Origin of the sequence: Winogradskyella pulchriflava, from assembly GCF_042434315.1 — a bacterium.
GTDB lineage: Bacteria > Bacteroidota > Bacteroidia > Flavobacteriales > Flavobacteriaceae > Winogradskyella > Winogradskyella pulchriflava.
This window is the reverse complement of record NZ_JBHLTQ010000001.1, coordinates 1,074,790-1,092,956: the sequence shown is the minus strand read 5'-3', so window position 1 is coordinate 1,092,956 and position 18,167 is coordinate 1,074,790. Positions and strand designations below refer to the sequence as shown.

The 18,167-nt window shown below is 36.4% G+C and carries 15 protein-coding genes; 3 read left to right on the top strand and 12 right to left on the bottom strand.

Translation table 11 applies throughout. From position 1 onward, the window contains the following. Nucleotides 1–7: 7 nt before the first annotated feature. Complete coding sequence (locus ACFFGA_RS04715; RefSeq protein ID WP_386060372.1) at nucleotides 8–6,814, bottom strand: FIDD domain-containing protein; 6,807 nt, start codon at nucleotides 6,812–6,814, stop codon at nucleotides 8–10. A 254-nt stretch (nucleotides 6,815–7,068) separates the two neighbouring features. Between ACFFGA_RS04715 and ACFFGA_RS04710 the strand changes: the two genes are divergently transcribed. The 3 genes from ACFFGA_RS04710 (at nucleotide 7,069) to ACFFGA_RS04700 (ending at nucleotide 9,113) form a co-directional block, all read left to right on the top strand. Further along, a complete protein-coding gene (locus ACFFGA_RS04710; protein ID WP_386060369.1) occupies nucleotides 7,069–7,971 on the top strand; it encodes a NifU family protein in 903 nt (300 codons plus the stop codon). Nucleotides 7,972–8,038: 67 nt separating this feature from the next. Beyond that, nucleotides 8,039–8,239, top strand: coding sequence for a dodecin family protein (locus tag ACFFGA_RS04705; RefSeq protein ID WP_138432236.1), 201 nt, complete (start codon nucleotides 8,039–8,041; stop codon nucleotides 8,237–8,239). Between the two features lie 61 nt (nucleotides 8,240–8,300). Next, nucleotides 8,301–9,113, top strand: coding sequence for a mechanosensitive ion channel family protein (locus ACFFGA_RS04700; protein WP_386060366.1), 813 nt, complete (start codon nucleotides 8,301–8,303; stop codon nucleotides 9,111–9,113). On the opposite strand, the gene tsaB is transcribed toward ACFFGA_RS04700, so the two are convergent. The 11 genes from tsaB to cyoE form a co-directional block, all read right to left on the bottom strand. Next, nucleotides 9,110–9,781 (bottom strand): tRNA (adenosine(37)-N6)-threonylcarbamoyltransferase complex dimerization subunit type 1 TsaB, encoded by a 672-nt coding sequence (tsaB, locus tag ACFFGA_RS04695; protein ID WP_386060364.1) that lies wholly within the window; start codon nucleotides 9,779–9,781, stop codon nucleotides 9,110–9,112. The genes ACFFGA_RS04700 and tsaB overlap by 4 nt on opposite strands. 15 nt (nucleotides 9,782–9,796) lie before the next feature. Then, on the bottom strand, nucleotides 9,797–11,098 hold the full coding sequence (locus ACFFGA_RS04690) for an efflux RND transporter periplasmic adaptor subunit (RefSeq protein ID WP_386060361.1): 1,302 nt from the start codon (nucleotides 11,096–11,098) through the stop codon (nucleotides 9,797–9,799). A 2-nt stretch (nucleotides 11,099–11,100) separates the two neighbouring features. After that, nucleotides 11,101–12,543: a TolC family protein gene (locus tag ACFFGA_RS04685; protein ID WP_386060358.1), complete on the bottom strand. Its 1,443-nt coding sequence runs from the start codon at nucleotides 12,541–12,543 to the stop codon at nucleotides 11,101–11,103. A gap of 207 nt (nucleotides 12,544–12,750) precedes the next feature. Next, nucleotides 12,751–12,993: a CAMCR motif-containing small membrane protein gene (locus ACFFGA_RS04680; RefSeq protein WP_386060356.1), complete on the bottom strand. Its 243-nt coding sequence runs from the start codon at nucleotides 12,991–12,993 to the stop codon at nucleotides 12,751–12,753. A gap of 1 nt (nucleotide 12,994) precedes the next feature. Then, complete coding sequence (locus ACFFGA_RS04675; RefSeq protein WP_386060353.1) at nucleotides 12,995–13,543, bottom strand: DUF420 domain-containing protein; 549 nt, start codon at nucleotides 13,541–13,543, stop codon at nucleotides 12,995–12,997. 47 nt (nucleotides 13,544–13,590) lie between these two features. Next, nucleotides 13,591–14,358: an SCO family protein gene (locus ACFFGA_RS04670; protein WP_386060350.1), complete on the bottom strand. Its 768-nt coding sequence runs from the start codon at nucleotides 14,356–14,358 to the stop codon at nucleotides 13,591–13,593. After that, the gene (locus ACFFGA_RS04665) at nucleotides 14,351–15,055 is read right to left on the bottom strand and encodes a hypothetical protein (RefSeq protein WP_386060348.1); all 705 of its coding nucleotides are present in this window, start codon (nucleotides 15,053–15,055) and stop codon (nucleotides 14,351–14,353) included. The genes ACFFGA_RS04670 and ACFFGA_RS04665 overlap by 8 nt, the downstream gene beginning before the upstream one ends. A 68-nt stretch (nucleotides 15,056–15,123) precedes the next feature. Further along, a complete protein-coding gene (locus ACFFGA_RS04660; protein ID WP_386060346.1) occupies nucleotides 15,124–15,570 on the bottom strand; it encodes a cytochrome C oxidase subunit IV family protein in 447 nt (148 codons plus the stop codon). Between the two features lie 20 nt (nucleotides 15,571–15,590). Then, nucleotides 15,591–16,592 (bottom strand): cytochrome c oxidase subunit 3, encoded by a 1,002-nt coding sequence (locus ACFFGA_RS04655; protein WP_386060343.1) that lies wholly within the window; start codon nucleotides 16,590–16,592, stop codon nucleotides 15,591–15,593. A gap of 36 nt (nucleotides 16,593–16,628) precedes the next feature. Next, nucleotides 16,629–17,228: a cytochrome c oxidase subunit 3 gene (locus ACFFGA_RS04650; protein WP_386060340.1), complete on the bottom strand. Its 600-nt coding sequence runs from the start codon at nucleotides 17,226–17,228 to the stop codon at nucleotides 16,629–16,631. Continuing rightward, the gene (cyoE, locus tag ACFFGA_RS04645; protein WP_386060338.1) at nucleotides 17,229–18,122 is read right to left on the bottom strand and encodes a heme o synthase; all 894 of its coding nucleotides are present in this window, start codon (nucleotides 18,120–18,122) and stop codon (nucleotides 17,229–17,231) included. It lies immediately after the preceding gene. Between the last annotated feature and the right edge of the window lie 45 nt (nucleotides 18,123–18,167).

Below are 18,167 nucleotides of genomic sequence, written 5' to 3'. Positions count from 1 at the left end.
ATAAACTTTATCGTTTCAAGGTAAAATGGGCTTTAAACTCTTTTCGCTTTCCCGTTAGTGGTTCGTCGTACTCTACGGTAAACCAGTAGCCATTGCTCGGCATCCTGTTCCCATTGAATGTTCCGTCCCATCCTGGGCCTGTCGGGCTCAATTGCTTCAACAGTTTCCCATAGCGGTCAAATATATAAATTTTTGCACTGCTTCCAATGCCTTCTATGTTCCATGTGTCATGGTTGCCATCTCCATTTGGTGTAAAGTACAGTGGGTAATCCAGAACGAACACCGTCTCCACTGCTATACCACAACCGTTCTTGTCCCTGGCCACAACCTCATGCTCTCCTGACGAAACATTGGTAAACGTACCACTGTCCTGCCATGGACCTCCATCCAGACTGTACTCATACACTCCTGGTCCACTTGCCACTGCTTCTATAACGTGATTATTTGCAAAAGCTTGTGTGACCACATCAGCTACCAATGTCGGTGGCTCACTTTCTATCACTACAGTGCTGTCCATATTAACACACTGCGTCACTGTTGATGTACTGATATCAGTTACTATAACACTATAGGTTCCTCCTTGTAAGGGGTTTAAACTTGACCCTGTCTCTCCTACAAGTACGTTACCATCCAATGACCATTCAAAGGTATAGTCCGTCTCTGATAATTCAGTATCCAGTACCAATGGATCCAGTATCTCTGTTCCGTTGGTATTGACACACAGTATATAACTGTCAGCTAAATCAAAGTTTGGTAATGGATTTACCTGAAGGGTCAATTCTGCCACTGCAAAACAGATCGAACTGTCCGCTTGGTTATCAAACGTACCGTCGTTGTTCAAATCCACTGGGTCTCCATTACCGTCTCCATCGATGTCTACATACTCAAACAGACCGTCTGCATTGGCATCTATACCATCCGATAAGCCATCTCCATCCACATCGATAAGGTCAAAAATACCGTCTGCATCGGTGTCATAGGTATCAATGGTGCCATTGGCATCCAAATCCAATCCTGCTGTCAAGGCTGCTAAGTCTAGAGCGACTGGGATTACCGTTAAGGTGTTATTGTCCACTCTTGCATAGATGACTTGTGGGTTGACGACATTCTCATATAAATTTGGTAGCGGATTGACATTTAAGTTGGCATCTTCTTCCGTTGCATAGTAGCTCACGATATAGTCCGTTGGATTCTGGCCGTCGAGTACTTGGGCATCTTGTGTTGATAGATCAAACTGTACACTGTCGTTGCTCGGGTCTCCGTCCGTTTCCATATGGTCATCACATTCTTCGTAAAGGATAGGGTCCATGTCCGGATTGGCCTCTGCGGCTTCATCCACTTGGATATTGAAGCTTTGTGTGCTGATGGAACAGCCCGTGACGTTATTGGTAATCGTTACGAATATCTGCTGTGGGTTCGTTGTGTTGATGTATGGGCTTACCAAGGCATTCATCCCTGACTCTGCGTCTGCAAGGTTTTCATGGTAGGTCACTATGAACTGGGTTGGGTCCTGTCCGTTCAAGACTTCCTCGTCTTTAGTCGTTAGGTCAAAACTGTCAAATCCATCGGTATTGAGTTCGCACTGGATAAAGTCCGTTACCGCCACGACTTCTGGCAATGGGTTGACACGTATAGTAAAGTCTACCAAGGTGTAACAGCCCGTTACATCGTTGGTCACCCTGACATAAATCGTCTGCTCTGGTGTCTCTATGTTGGTATATTGGGTTGGGTCTACGATTGCGTTCATCCCTGAGTCTGAATCTTCTGGTGTCTCATGGTAGGTTGCCGTAACTCCGTTCTCACCATTGAGCAATAGCACTTCGTTTTCTGTTAAATCGAAGATTTCAAAACCATCTCCTGTATTGATCTCATCACATAGTTCTAAATCCGGCAACTGATCACTTGGTGTTGGGGTTGGGTTTGGTAATACTCTAATGGTCAAGGTCGTGTAGTCCACACAGCCTGTATCGGTATCCGTTACCACAACATATAGGGTCTGTGGGTTGGCTGGTAAGCCTCCTACAGAGGTATTGGTATATGCTGTCGGGTCTGGTATGGCACCTGTCTGTGCTTGTGCATCGGCATTTGTTTCGTAATAGGCTACGGACCAGCTGGCATTGCCTCCCGTAATCTCTTGGTCTTTTACAGTAAGGTCAAACTCGGTCATCTCGTTCCCTGGCGATTCCCCTAAATCATCACATAGCTCTAATGGTGTTGGCTGTACCGCTGTTGGTGGCAGCTCTACCTGAAGCTCAAATTCGCCTGTATCGTAACAATCCGATGTTGGGTTGTACAAGCGTACATAGATTGTCTGTGGGTTGCCCGTATTGGTGTAGTTCCCTACATTGATTATTGGGTTATTCCCTGATTGTGCGTCTGATGCGTTTACATGGTAGGTCAACGTCACATCAGCTGGGTTTTGGATACCAAGGATATCGGCGTCGCGCTCTGTAAGGTCGAACTGGGCAATACCATCGGCATCGGCATCACAGATGATCAGTGGGTCTAAGCTCGTTGGTACTTCTGGCGATGCTACCACGACGAGTTCTAATGTGTTTAAGGTCAATCTGTAACAGCCTGTTAACGTGCTCTCCGATCTTACATAGATCATCTGGCTATTGGCCACGATGTTGGTGTAAGGGCTTGATAATGGGTTGTCCCCCATTTCTGCATCTTCCTGGGTCTCGTGGTAACTGATCACCACATCGGATTCACCATTGGTAATGGCCACTGTACGAATCGTAAGGTCAAACTCTGCAAAACCGTCGTTGTCGTCATCACAGACTTCTATCGGTTCTGGATCTTGTTCTGGTGATGGTAACGGGTTGACCCTCAAGGTCAGCGTTACCGTACTGTAACAGCCCGTGTTATCGTTCTCTCCTCGTATATAGATCGTTTGTGCATTGCTCGTATTGATATATGGGCTTGCTATTGGGCTCGTCCCATTATCGGCATCTTGCTGTGTCTCGTAATACGTTAGGGTGATGCCTGTCTGTCCGTTTAGTATTTCTGCATTGGCATCTTCCAAAGTGAAAGGCTCTTGCTCGTCTCCTGGATTGTCCACATCACAAAGTTCTAATGGTGATGGTTGTAATAGTACTGGTAATGGGTTGACGATAAGTTCTAAGCTCGTTACTTTATAACAGCCTTCTACCGTATTGCCATCCTCCACGCGTATCCAGATGAACTGGCCGTCCTCTTGCGTATTGGTATAGGCATTGGGATTGGCGATAGGGTTCATTGGTGCATTGGCATCGGCTTCGGTCTCGTAATAGCTTACCGTGTACTGCATTGGGTCTAACCCGTTCAAAACTTCTGGTGCCTTGGTGGTAAGGTCGAACATCGCATAACCGTCCGCTGAAGCATCGTCACAAGCGTGCAATGGACTTGGCGCTACTATCTGTGGGCTTGGCTCTACGATCAGTACCAGTTCTACTATAGTGGCACAGTCCGTGGCTATGGTCTCGCTCTCTACTCTAGCGTATAATGTCTGTGTGTTAATTACGATATTGTTGTAATCTACTGTTGTGTCTATCGCGTCCACATTGTTCTCGGCATTGGCCATCGTCTCGTGGTAGGTCACCGTAAGCCCTGCTGCTCCTATGGTGATATCGTTCTCGGCATCGGTAAGGGTAAACATCCCAAATCCATCATTGTCTGGATCACAGTAGCGTAACGGCTCTGGTGTATTGGCCACCGGTGCTTGCTCTACTCCCAATTCTAGGGTTGTTGTATCGTAACAGCCCGTTGTGTTGTCCTCGACACGTACAAAGATGATCTGAGGGTTGCTGATATTCGTGTATGGGATTGCCAAAGGATTGGCTGCGTTATCGGCATCTGCCTGAGTCAGATAGTAACTCACTGTATATCCCGGATTGTTGCCCGTGATCTCTATGTTCTTTAGGCTCAAGTCGATCTCCGTTAAACCGTCTGGTGTGCCGTCGTCGCAGACTTCTAATGCTGTTGGTGGGATTAGAGATGGGAGTGGATGAACTACTAGTTCAAAAGTGACACTTGATTGGCAACCAGTATTTGTATTTGTTAGAACTGCCACTATTGTTTCAGGATTACTGATGTTTGCATATAATCCAGTAATTTCATTCATTCCTGTTGTTGCATCCGTTTGATTGGCATAATAAGCAACCGAAACATTCACTTGACCATTAAGTATTTCTAAGTCTTTTGTAGTTAAATCAAATAGCTCTTGTTCGTCACCAGAATTATCATAATCACATAATTCATAAGGTGTGACTGCTACAGTTGTTGGGACTGGATTTGCTATTAATTGCAAACTTGTTGTATCATAACAGCCTCCAGAATCACTATCAATACGTACATGAATTAATTGTGCTCCAGAAGAAGTATTTGTGTATGATGTTGGTAAAACACCTATATCCATGATAGCATCATTCTCTGATAAATGGTATGTAACCGTAAGTCCAGTCTGAGCACCTAATACTTCGGCATCTTTCAGACTCAAATCAAACTCGGTAAATCCATCATTATTATCATCACAAGCTTCTAATGGAGTTAGAGAATTTGCTTGTGGTGTTGTTATTACCTGAAGGTCTAAAGTCGTAGTAGCATAACAATCTGAATTAGAAACAGTTTCTAGACGAACAAAAATAGTTTGATTATATGCAGTAGAATTAGTGTATGGCTCAGGTAATGGAGACATATTATTATCTGCGTCTGCCTGAGTTAAATGATAAGACACTACTACGGTTGATGCATCATTACTACCTATAACTTCAGCATTTCTATCGGTAAGATTAAACGATGTAAATCCATCAGCTATGTTATCATCACACAAGATTATTGGTGTAATTGCATTATCAATTGTAATATCAGAGAATCCCAACTGAAAAGATGTTGTGGCAAAACATTCTTGCGAGTTGTCTGCAATACGTGCCCAAATCGTTTGAGGATCAGATATATTTGTATAGTTAGTTGGTAATACACCTACATTGTCAATAGCATCTTGTTCGGTAAGGTGATAAGTGATGATAAAATCGGCTGCGTTTTGGACTCCTAGAATATCATCATCATTATCTGATAAATTGAACTCAGCCGTACCATCCACATCACAAACAACTAGGTTTTGAGCAGGGTTTGCGGTTGGGCTTGGTTTAAATTCCACAAAAATAGAGTCATTAGCTTGACAAACACCTGTAAAGAAAATATCTACAGAATAAGTTCCCGTTTCACTTGCTAAAATAGTAGAACCTGTTTCACCAGTAATTACGTTTCCTTCAAAATACCATGTATGTTGTGCAGTAGTAACTCCAGTATCTAAAGTGATAGCTGTTCCACCACACTCTGCTGTACCAGCTGCAATCGTAATATCTTCACCTAAATCTCCACCTAAATCAAAACTTCCTGCTCTAAGAAATACTCCAGTATCATAGATATTATCCCTGTCATCAGCAACAACTAGTTTAATAGTATAATTCTCTCCAGGGACAACAGCAGATTGTGCAGTAAATACTGCTGTTCTACCATCAAAAGCAATTGGAGGTGCATTGTTTGGTGTATATGCTCCAAAATATTGTTCATTTGCTCCACCACAGGTAGCACCATTATCTGGGTGAATATTTGTAACAAGAATAGGTGTTGTTGTTCCAGGCAAAACTGCCAAATTTGTTGTAACACCATTAGAGTCCGTTAACAAAAACGCAAAAGCATCTGAATAGTTACACTCAAAACTACCCATATCATATTCTTCTGATGCCATAAGGAAATCAAAACTTATAGTATCGGCTAGTGGTGTAAAATCAAATTGAATAAAAGTAGCGTTATGAGAATCTACCAATAATTGTGAGTTTAAATCTGCATCGCCAGGCCAAAGATCAGTGCCTTCTCCTAAAAGATTATTGTTAGGCCCTCCCGCTTCACTGGCATCACCACTTGTTAATAATATCCCATCTTCAAACGGAAAATCCACTCCATTACTAAAAAAATAGCCAATTCCATTAGGCTCTGATGGGTTAAAATTAACACCTGTAGAAGATATTATATTAGATACCGTTGCGCATGGACTATTAACAAGTACATCTTCAATTAACTGCTCTGGAGTAAAAGAATTTTGATCCACTACAACATTGGGTCCTAGTACAAATACAGTTATTGTAGTTGAATCCGAACAGCCTTGAGGGTTATCGTCGGTAACAGTTAACACTACTGTATAAGTTCCTGGATTGGCAAAAGTATTAGAAACATTAGCTCCTGAGCCAATATTACCATCCCCAAAAAACCAACCATATGTAGCATTAGAGCCATCAACAGAAAATGTTGCACTTCCAGAAAAATCCACTGTTTCTCCAGGCAAAATTCCAATTACACCTGATCCATTAGGCGCTGGTACAGTAGTATCAATAGAAGCTACTATATCTTGGCAAGGTGTTGCACACAGAATATCTGCTTCCCAACCTGCTCCACTAGCAGAATCATTAGACACAAACTCAATAGTTAAGCAACCAGAGGCACTACTTGCAGATACAGTTCCTGGAGAGTTAGGCCCTGACCAAGTTCCTAAAATTGCAGCGCTAGTATCATCACCATCATAAATAGTCATAACATCTACATTGAGTTGTGTAATAAAGGTTGTGAAGTCTAGAATAACAAATTCATTGGTATTTTGTGGACAAATTGTGGTTACAAAATTTTCGTCATTACCATAATTACCGAATTCACCTCCAGAATCAAAAAATCTGTCAGGTGCGCATCTGTTAAATGTTCCGTTTTGCATTGAAACATCTTGAGAAAATCCAATTGATGATACAATTAAAGCAAAAACGTAGAGTATCTTTTTCATCAGTTAACTTTTTTCAAAAAGCAAATAGCCTTGCTATACTCGCAATGCAATGTTGGCTTTGTCGCTCTTTTATAGTTAGTTAGGTTCATTTAAGCTATAGAAAAGCAGTAAAATTTTACTTATACTACATATAGCTTTTATAAATGAGGACGAAATTTAATCAAATTATATGAAATGTCTCAAGATTTTAGTTGCAAAACACATTCTTAGGATTAACGTTTCAAATTGATATTTCCTATTTTTGCAAAAAAAAGATGTCGAAGACCAAAATTTCCATAGTACCAACTTCAAACGAAACTATTTTAAAGTTTGAAGCTGACCGATTTTTAACCGATCATAATAGTTTTGAATTCAATAATATAGATGATGCCAAACATTCTCCTTTAGCGCAGCAACTGTTTTATTTGCCTTTTGTAAAGAAAGTTTATATCGCTTCTAACTTTGTAGCTATAGAACGCTATAATATTGTTGAGTGGAAAGATGTGCAAGATGAAGTTGCAGAACAAATAGAAAGCTATCTATCTAATGATGGTATTGTAGTAACTGAAGAGGCTATAAAACCAAAGGCTGCCGTAACTGTTTATGCAGAAAGCACTCCTAACCCAAGTGTTTTAAAATTTGTTTGCAATAAAGTTTTGGTTCCTAATCTATATGAATTTACATCAATAGAAGAAGCCAAGCCTTCTCCTCTTGCTACTGAGTTGTTTCAATTTCCATTTGTAAAAAATGTGTATATGGAAAAGAACTTCATTTCCATAACTAAATTTGATATTATTGAATGGGAAGAAATTACGCTTCAACTGCGAGAATTTTTAAAGTCGTATGTTGAAGAGGGTAAAACCATATTAAATGATGATGCGCCTCAAAAATTGAACAAGACTGAAGAGGCTATTGAAAAGAAATTTGAAGCCTTAGACGATACCTCTAAAAACATAGTAAACATTCTTGAAGAATATGTTAAGCCTGCTGTGGCAAGTGATGGAGGTAACATAGAGTTTAGGTCTTACGATGAAAACACAAAAAAGGTAGAAGTTTTATTACAAGGTGCGTGTAGCGGTTGTCCTTCCTCAACATTTACATTAAAGAGTGGTATTGAGAATATGCTAAAAGAAATGCTTAATGACGAAGCCATTACGGTTAATGCTATAAATGGTTAATATTATAAGTGACTTTTTGTAATTTTAAGTTTCTTAAGAATATAAACCTTTTTAAAAAAAAAATATAATGGCAGTATTAAAAGTAATTGAAGTTTTATCTAATTCAGACAAAAGCTGGGAAGACGCAACTAAAAAAGCAGTAAAAGAGGCCTCTAAAACAGTAAAAAACATTCGTTCTGTATATGTGCAAGATCAAAGTGCAATAGTAAAAGGGGATGATGTTACTGAATTTAGAGTTAATCTAAAATTGACATTTGAAGTAAAATAAAATCATAAACTCACTCGGTTATTACAACCGAGTTTTTTATTAATAAATAAAAAAAACCAATATGGAAACACAAAAATGGATTGACGAAGGCTATAACTTAATAGTAGAATTTGGTCCAAAATTGATAGCTGCTATTCTAATATGGATTATAGGTAGCTGGATTATTAAAATGATCATTAAAGGCATTAGAAAAGCTATGACCAAAGCCAATTATGATGAAAGCTTAAAGAAATTTTTATTAAACCTAATTACATGGATTTTCAAGATTATTTTAATTATTGTTGTCCTTGGTACCGTTGGTGTAGAAACTACATCTTTTGCAGCTGTAATAGCCGCTGCTGGTTTAGCCATTGGATTGGCTCTACAGGGCTCACTAGGTAATTTTGCTGGTGGAGTTTTGATTATGATTTTTAAACCATTTAAAATTGGTGACTTAATTGAGGGACAAGGTGAAATAGGTGTCGTAAAAGAAATAGAAATTTTTACCACCAAACTTACTGGATTGTCTAATAAAGAAATTATAATACCAAATGGCGCACTTTCTAATGGTAATATTATTAATTACACTACAGAAGGCACACGAAGAGTTGATTTAGTCTTTGGAGTAGGATATGATTCTGACATAAAGCAAACAAAAGATGTTTTTGCCAAAGTTCTTGATGCAAATGCTAAGGTTTTAAAAGACCCTGCACCAACAATTGCAGTTTCGGAATTGGCAGATAGTTCTATCAACTTTGTGGTTAGACCATGGTGTAAAGTAGAAGATTATTGGGATGTGTATTTTGGAGTTACAGAGCAAGTTAAGGAAGCTCTTGATGCTGCTGGAATTGAAATACCTTATCCACACCAAGTGGAAATACAAAAAGAGGGTTAGTTCTTCTTTTTTAAAGCAATAAACTCCTTTAAATAATAAGGCTCAAAATAAGCGACATCTTCGGTGTCGCTTTTTTCATACTTTAGCTCCGCTAATTCTCCCATTTCATTTGCAGATGGTAATTTTCCTTCTATAAAAACAGCATTAGGATGTTGAATGATTTTTTTGGTTTTATCCACACCACTTCCTATAAAATAAACTTTACTAGTATTTAAAAGTTCTGCAAAACTATCTTCTGAAAGTATTTCGGCTTTAATTTCCCTGTGCAATTCTAGTTTAGAATCGTAAATAGCTGAATAGACTTCCATACGTCTAGCGTCTAACATAGATACAATAAAGCCTTCTTCGGTTTTTACTTGATGTGCTAAACTTTTCATAGTATCTACAGCGATCAAAGATTTATTTAATGCAAAACACAATCCTTTGGCTGATGACACACCTATGCGCAAGCCAGTATAAGAACCAGGCCCTTTACTTATAGCAACAGCGTCAATTTCTGAAGGTTTTAATTTTGAAAGCTTAAAAACTTCATCTATAAAAACATGTAACGTTTCTGCGTGAGAATAACCAGAACTATTATCTTCTTTTAAAACTAAAGTCTCTCCGTCTTTAGACAGAGAGACTGAACAATTAGTTGTTGCTGTTTCTATATTAAGCACTAATGCCATTGGCTAATATGTTTTCTATTCTTCTTCCGTTTCTGAAGATTCAGCTTTTTTATTTTTTTCTTCTATTAAATCTCCTGGCTTAAGGGTTTTAGAAACAATATTATAAGGACCTGTAATAATGTTATCACCTTTACTTAATCCTGAAATAACTTCAATATTGGTGTCATCTTGAATACCTGTTTCAACCACTCTTAGCTTAGCTTTACCATTATCATTTACAAAAACACATTCAAATTTTTCTTCTTCCTTAGACGTATCATCATTAATTTGTGCTTTTTCACCAAAAGGTTTCTTAGTAGAGCTTGTGTCTGTCTTAATTACTATAGCACTGATTGGAACAGCAATTACATTATTACGTGTCTTTGTAATGATATCTACTGTAGCTGTCATACCAGGTCTAAACGGCGAATATGTTTCGGGTTTCCCTTCGGTTAAATCTTTATATGACTCTTCTAAAATTCTAACCTTTACTTTAAAATTGGTCACCTGATCTGCTGCTAATGTACCAGCTGCTGAATTGGCGATTTCAGTAACCACACCTTTAAACTCTTTCTTTAAATAAGCATCTACTTCAACAATTGTTGAGTCACCTATACTAACCTTAACAATATCATTTTCGTTAACATCTACCTCTACCTCCATATTCTTAAGGTTGGCAACGCGAAGAATTTCTGTACCAGCCATTTGCTGTGTACCAACCACACGTTCTCCAAGTTCTACATTAAGCAAAGATATTGTTCCGCTCATTGGTGCGTATATTGTAGTTCTGGTTAAATTATCTTTTGCTTCGTTTACTGTAGCTGCTGCACTTTGCACACTATAATATGCCGAGCTCCTATTTGCTTGTGCAGTTTCATAAGTTGCGATAGCTCTATCCCAATCGGCCTTAGAAATAACACCTTTTTCAAAAAGTGTTTTACTTCTATCGTAATCGGCTTTGGCTTGTTTTAAATTTGCTTCAGCTTGCTCTAAACCAGCTCTCACATTTTGGTAGGATGCTTGAGATCTGCTCACTGCAGATTGAATTAAATCTGGATTTACCCTCACAAGCAAGTCTCCTTTTTTAACTTCTTGACCTTCTTTGAATGGTAATTCTAAAATTTCACCAGAAACTTCCGAAGATATCTTAACCTCAACTTCTGGCTGAATCTTACCTGTAGCAGAAACGGTTTCTACAATATCTGTAAGCGTAACTTCCTTAACGGTTACTTCTTTAAAATTTCCTTTTTTACCGAACCAACCCATTTTAGATCCTACTACAAGTAGGACCAATACAAGAATGACAATTCCGATAATAATTTTTACTGTTTTGCTCATAATTAAAACTTTAATTCAGTTGCTGGTATTCCAAAATATAATTCTAGAACTTTTAGTTTAAAAATGTAATCGTATTTAGCACGATTTAATTCAATCCTTGCATTATCGTACCTTAATTTAGATTGGCTAAAATCAAAGGCATTAGTTAAGCCAACATTATAGCGCTCCTTTGCATATTCATAGGCTAACTCTTGAGACTCTAAGGCTAATTCTGCCGCTTCGTAAGATTTTAAAGCACCTTTTGCATCTACATAGGCTTGATATACTGTAGATTCTAAATCGAGCTCTGCTTGCTCTAACTGATACTTAGAGTTCTCAAGATTGATTTTACTTCTCTGAATGTTTCCTTTAGTATTGAATCCATTTAAAATAGGAATGTTTAACTGCAGCCCATAGCCAATACCATCATTTTGATATAACTGATCTACAAAGGGATCTGCACCAACTTCAACAGGAAATGTATTAGGAAAAGTACCAATTACAGCTTGTCCTGTTCCTTCAACTGTACCAATTTGTTGTGTAATAGTTGGATTATCTGGATCTATTTGTTGTGTAAAGCTTGTAGTATTGGCATAACGTGTATTGTACCCAAAAAAAGCTGTTAAGGTTGGCCAATTTGCACCTTTGGCAATTTTTAAATCTATTTCGGCTAGCTCAACATTTTGCTCCGCTATTTTAATTTCGTTTCTGGTTTCTTTTGCTGCTGCAATAATTTCTGAAACATCCCTACCCGAAACACCATCATCAACGATATTATAACCCTCATCTTCAATATCAAAATTTTCATAATCTTTGATTAATAATAATTGAGCAAGGCTAATTAATGAGATTTGAATATTATTTTCTGCGTTAATAATCTGTTGTTGCTCGCTAGCGTCAGTAGCTCTAATTTCTAACAAGTCACCTCTTGGCAGAGAACCAGCATCTACCAATTCTTGGGTTCTTTGAATTTGTTCTTTAGTAACTTCGTTTTGGGATTTTAAGACCTCTAAATTTGCCTTATTTAAAATTACCGTTAAATAACCATTTGCAACAAAAAGCGAAATATCATCTTTCATTTTATCCAAACGATACTGACTAGATAACTTAGATATATCTGCACGTTGTAGTTGCCTAAAGTTTCTTAACCCATCAAAAAGGGTGTAACCTACATTAATACTTCCTGAAGCAGAAAGAAAAGTGGTTGTTTGTGCATTGTTTGTTATTGGGTTAAAACCTAGACCTGTATTCTCTGAAACACCAGCACCTGCATTAAGACTAGGAATAAAATTACCCTTAGCCGTAAGTTTTTCAACCTCAGCCATCTCAATGTCTAGTTCGCTTTGCTTTACTGAAATATTATTTTCTAAAGCATACTGAACACATTCTTTTAGAGTCCACTTTTTATTTTGGGTTTGACCTACTAATCCAATGAGTAGCAGTATTATGATGATTGGTTTTTTCATCTATTTTGAAAATTTTTATTTCATTAGAATGAAACAAACTAAAATTTTAATTTGCTTGTATCCATTTTAAGATACTTATATGTCTCTATTTAATTGAAAGTGTTACAAAAATCACTTAAACAAAATATTAAGTTGCCATCCTTACAACAACTATTTTAAGTATTCCTAATTATGGATTTCTAGTATGACTCTAAAACTAAGAAATTGTTACAGACTTTCTTCTGTATTCTCCAAGTTTTGCGGTTTATTATACTTTCTATAAATAAAATAGCCTATAGCTGCGACTAAAATATACGGAATTGCCATTAAAAACATAATTCCATCATTAATACCTTCTGCTGCAGATTGGTCTTCACCACTTTCTAACACAGCTCTACACATAGCACATTGCGCATTTGTACTTAGTGTAAAGTAAAAAGTAAAAAGTAAAAAAGTTATTTTCTTTTTCATATTATGTATAATATGGTGAAATCATAAGATATACAATAACTCCTGTTACTGCGACATATAGCCATAACGGAAAAGTAATCTTTGCGATTTTTTTATGACGTTCTATATTATTAGTAATAGCTCTTACATAAGTAATTAATACAAAAGGGATGATTACAATTGATAATAGTATATGCGTTATAAGAATAAAATAATAAATGTATTTTACGAAACCTTCACCACCAAATTTTGTAGAATCACTTGTCATGTGATAAGCTACATATAACACCAAAAAAACAACAGAACACCATATAGCGGTTGTCATTAAATTTTCATGAAGCACTATGTTTTTCTTTTTTATAGCAAAAAAAGCGATAATTAAAATTACTGCTGTAAGCCCATTTATAGTTGCATAAATTGGTGGTAAAAATGTTAGTGGCTCTACATCGAAACCAAGCTTTCTAAGATTAACTCCAAAAAGTGCAGCTACAGCCAGCGGAATTACTATTGAAAGTATAACAATCCACTTATTATATTTCTTTTCTTTTTCTAAATCAATATTATTGTTCATAAGCTAAATTCTATATGCAATAAACTATGGTTGTAATTATGGTGCTTCTATTCTTCTTTTAAAAGCTTTGCTATATCTTCTTTTAAAATCGTAATTTCTTGTGGTATACCTTCATCATCAACTCCCTCTGCTTCAGATATAATACCATTATAATATATTAATGGATTATTAGGAGATTTTAATCTCGAACGGATATAACCTTCTTTATCTATTAAGGCAAAATTTCCAGAATGTTCAAAACCATCAATTATATCTTCATTTTTTGCTGTGTAAAGATAAAATCCTTCATTAGCTAATTTGTATATGGCTTCTTCATCACCTGTCATTAAATGCCAATTAGGGTTTGTTATACCATAATTGTCTGCATAAGCCTTTAACACTTCGGGAGTGTCTATATCTGGAGTAATGGTAAAAGATGCTACGCCAAAATCTTCAAAATCTTTAAACTCATTTTGAATTTCAACTAGGTTTTTATTCATTCTTGGGCAAATGGTTGGGCATGTTGTAAAAAAGAATTCTATAACATAAACTTTACCTAAATAGTCCTTATCGGTAATCGTTTGTCCGTACTGATTAGTGAAGCTAAAACTTGGCACTTTCTTATGCTCACCTTCAGCATTTGGTATGTACACCAAATCACTCTTGCTTTGTTTAGAATTATTTGCAGGAGTTGTTGACAAATCTTCACTTCTACTTTCATCCCTAATAATATCGCTATTACTTGCTCTATCTATAATTTTTGGAATAAAAATTATACCAAATACTAAAATGATAAATGCAATACCTGCGTAAGAATAGTTTGTTTTTTTAGCCATTTTTTAAATCCTTTTCGCGTCTTTTATTAGATTCGTCAAACTCACCTTTTCGTCTATCTCTATACTCTTTGAATAAAACACGCATGTCTTCTGCTGCCATTTTGTTTTTTAACACAGCAACCTGTATGCAGTCGTAATCAAATAGTCCATAAACTGGTTTTTCTCCCTCAATTTCGGCATCTGTTCTATCGTCTAACCTTCCTCTTTGGTTTCGGTCTTTATCTATAATATAGACGTAGTTACTAGCAAGGTTTCCATCAAGTTTTACTTCTGATCTTAAACTATTAAAAACTGTATTAATTTGTTCGTCCTCTGCATATAAAAAATGCCAAAACCTAAGATCTTCGTAAGACTTAATTTCTTTAAGTAATTCTTCTGCTTCATCTTTTGCTTCTAAAGGCAGTAATACCACTACTTGAAATGTTTTAAACCCTTTATTCCTATCGTATATTAGCTCCTTTAAGTTTAATGCTGCTATAGAGTTTTCCATAGGTTTTTTACCCAAAAAAGATAAGACTGTAATATGATCTTTTAGCTGGATGCTATCTTTATTAACAGGTAGTTCGGAAATATTTTGTTTTACAACATCTAGCGGATTATAATTCTCTTTAGACAAAAGCATTATGATAATAAATGCTACTGGCAAAAAGAACAATATGCCTAGAATTGTGTAACGTTTTCTTTTACTTAATTCCATAATGCAAAAATAAAAAAGGTGGTTTAGAAAAACCACCTTTTGATATCATTTAACTTAATATTTTAAGTCTAAAAATCTCGTTTAATAAGTGCGTCATCGGTATTATAAACTTCAAATACATAACCACCTTCTTGTAACAAGATAAAGATAAGGTAACATATTAGAAAAACTCCTGTCCACACTACCATGCGTCTTAGGGATTTTGTTTCATCTCTCATGTGCATAAAATCCCAAGTAATGTAATACGCTTTTACAATGGTTAAGATGATGAAAATTAAATTTAAAGGTTTCATGTATATAAACGCCGAGAAAAGAATATTCATAAGCGTTGCAAAGAAACCACCTTCAAAAGGAGTCATCCAAGGAGACATTAAACCTTCTGGCTTATATATACCTAATACAACTTCGATAGCTGTAACAAAGGTTAAGAAAGCTAAAACTCCCCAAATTTTTTGTGTGTTAGACTTAAATTTCCAAAGTCCTCTAAATATTTCTAATTTATGTTCGTGTGCCATAACTGAATCTTAAATTGCTTTTATACTAAGTAGAAGAATGTAAATACAAATACCCATACTAAATCGACAAAGTGCCAATACAGTCCTACTTTTTCTACCATTTCATAACTTCCTCTTCGTTCGTAAGTACCTAGAATAACATTAAAGAAAATGATAATGTTAATCACTACCCCCGAAAATACGTGAAATCCGTGAAATCCAGTAATAAAGAAAAAGAAATCTGCAAATAGCGATGTTCCGTATTCATTGACATGAAGATTAGCGCCTTTTACAACTAACGTTCCGTTTTCTTTTATTTGTTTTAAGGATTCTGCTCTAGATAGTACTGTTTTTTCACCTTCATCATTAATAATCTGAGTTCTTACCAAGATGTTTTCATTAGCAGCTAACCCAGTATATATTTCGTTTACACTATAAGGTGGTAATGACTCCTCAGTAACAAACCAAAGTCCATTTTTACGCTCATGTTCTGCACGTTCAGTAGGAATAGAAACAGCAAAATCATCAATAGAAATACGCTTAAATTTCTCTTTACCATCTACAGTAACATACTCTCCAAACTGAAGAATATTTCCTCCCTTTGTTTGCACAGCACCATAATCTCCTTGAATAAATGTTGCCCATTCCCATGCTTGTGACCCAACGAATATAGCTCCACCAATAATTGTAAGGAACATATATAAAGTCACTTTAACCTTGTTCATATGATGACCTGCATCTACAGCTAATACCATAGTTACGGAAGACATAATAAGTATAAATGTCATAAACGCAACATATATCATTGGCAACTCCTGACCATGTAAAAACGGTACGTGAGTAAACACCTCATCTGCAATTGGCCATTCTTTTATAAACTTGAATCTTGAAAAACCATAAGCGGCCAAGAAACCGGAAAACGTTAATGCATCAGATACAATGAAGAACCACATCATCATTTTTCCATAACTTGCTTTTAGAGGTTGATTGCCACCTCCCCAAGTTTTTTCTTCTGTACCAGTACTTGCTACTGTAGAATCCATAGAATTTATTTAAATTTTAAGATTTGACAAAAATAATCAAATTATATCTCTAAAAAAATATAAAAACAAAAAGAGCACAAGCCAAAGTATATCTACAAAATGCCAGAAATTAGCTGCTAGTTCTAAACCCAACATATTGTTGGCATTGTACTTTTGTTTAAAATGATTATAAATTACGACAAGGATGCATATTAAACCAGCAATAACGTGCGCTATGTGCACTGAAGCGATGATATAAATATAAGACATCGTAATATTACTTGATGGTCCTGTAAAATAATGACCAGCATCAATAATTTGACTAAACCCTTTAAGCTGACTAAAAATAAACGCAACACCCAACCCTAAAGTTAATAGTAACCAAACCGTAGTCATCTGTCTGTTGTTTTGTTTTATGGCACGTTTAGCCAAAATAAAAGTGAGACTACTTAATAAAATAACACCCACACTAATAAAAAAAGCATCAGGCAATTCGTAATTACTTAGCCAGTCTTTATCTTTTCTTTGTTTAGCACTAACAATAAAAGCACTTATCCATCCTGCAAAAGACATTATTAGAGAACCAATACCAAACCAAAGCATCATCTTTTTAGATCGCGCTATTTTCTCTTCTGGTGTTCCTTGTGTTAAATCCATTTATCTTAAAAATTTATCTGCAACATATATAATCTGTAACATGGTAATATAAAAAACACTTGACAACATCAACTGTTTAGCAGCTTTGGCTGTACGTTGCTGAAACAACCTAAATGCATACATTAACATGACCATACCTAATATAAAAACCAGAATGGCTCCAACAATAGACAGTTTTAAATCTCCTGTAAAACCAAACACTGGAATTATAGAGGCGATAATCGTCCACACACTATACACAATAATTTGTACTGCTGTTCCTTTATCTGGTTTTCCTGTTGGTAACATAAAAAAACCACCTTTTTTATAATCTTCATGCAGAAACCAACCAATAGCCCAAAAATGTGGAAATTGCCAAAAAAACTGAATGGCAAATAAGGTTCCTGGTTCAATACCAAAATCGTTTCGTGCTGCAACCCATCCCAACATAAAAGGAATAGCACCAGGCAAAGCACCAACAAATACAGCCAAAGGCGTTTTTGTTTTTAATGGTGTATAAACACTAGTGTATAAAAATATAGAAATCGCTCCCCACATTGCTGTTTTGGGATTGATGATATATAAGGTAATAAGACCTAAAACTGTAAACGCTGTTGCTATAATAAACGCTGTGTTTACAGACATTCTACCAGCAGGTATAGGTCTGTTTTTGGTACGATCCATTAAAGCATCTAAATCTCGCTCAATAATTTGGTTATAGGCATTTGAGGCTCCAACCATAAAATAGCCACCAAGAGCCAATAAAAAGAAAGTTGTGAAATTTATAGTTTCAGCACCAAGAAGATACCCAGCAAGAGCAGAAAAAACCACACTTATGGACAAGCCCATTTTAGTGATTTCCTTAAAATCTGTAATCACAGAGGCTGTTGAAACCGAAGATTTTGTACTACTCAAACCGTTAGTGCTTTGTTCTATTCTTAGCGAGTGCAAAGATAGTTT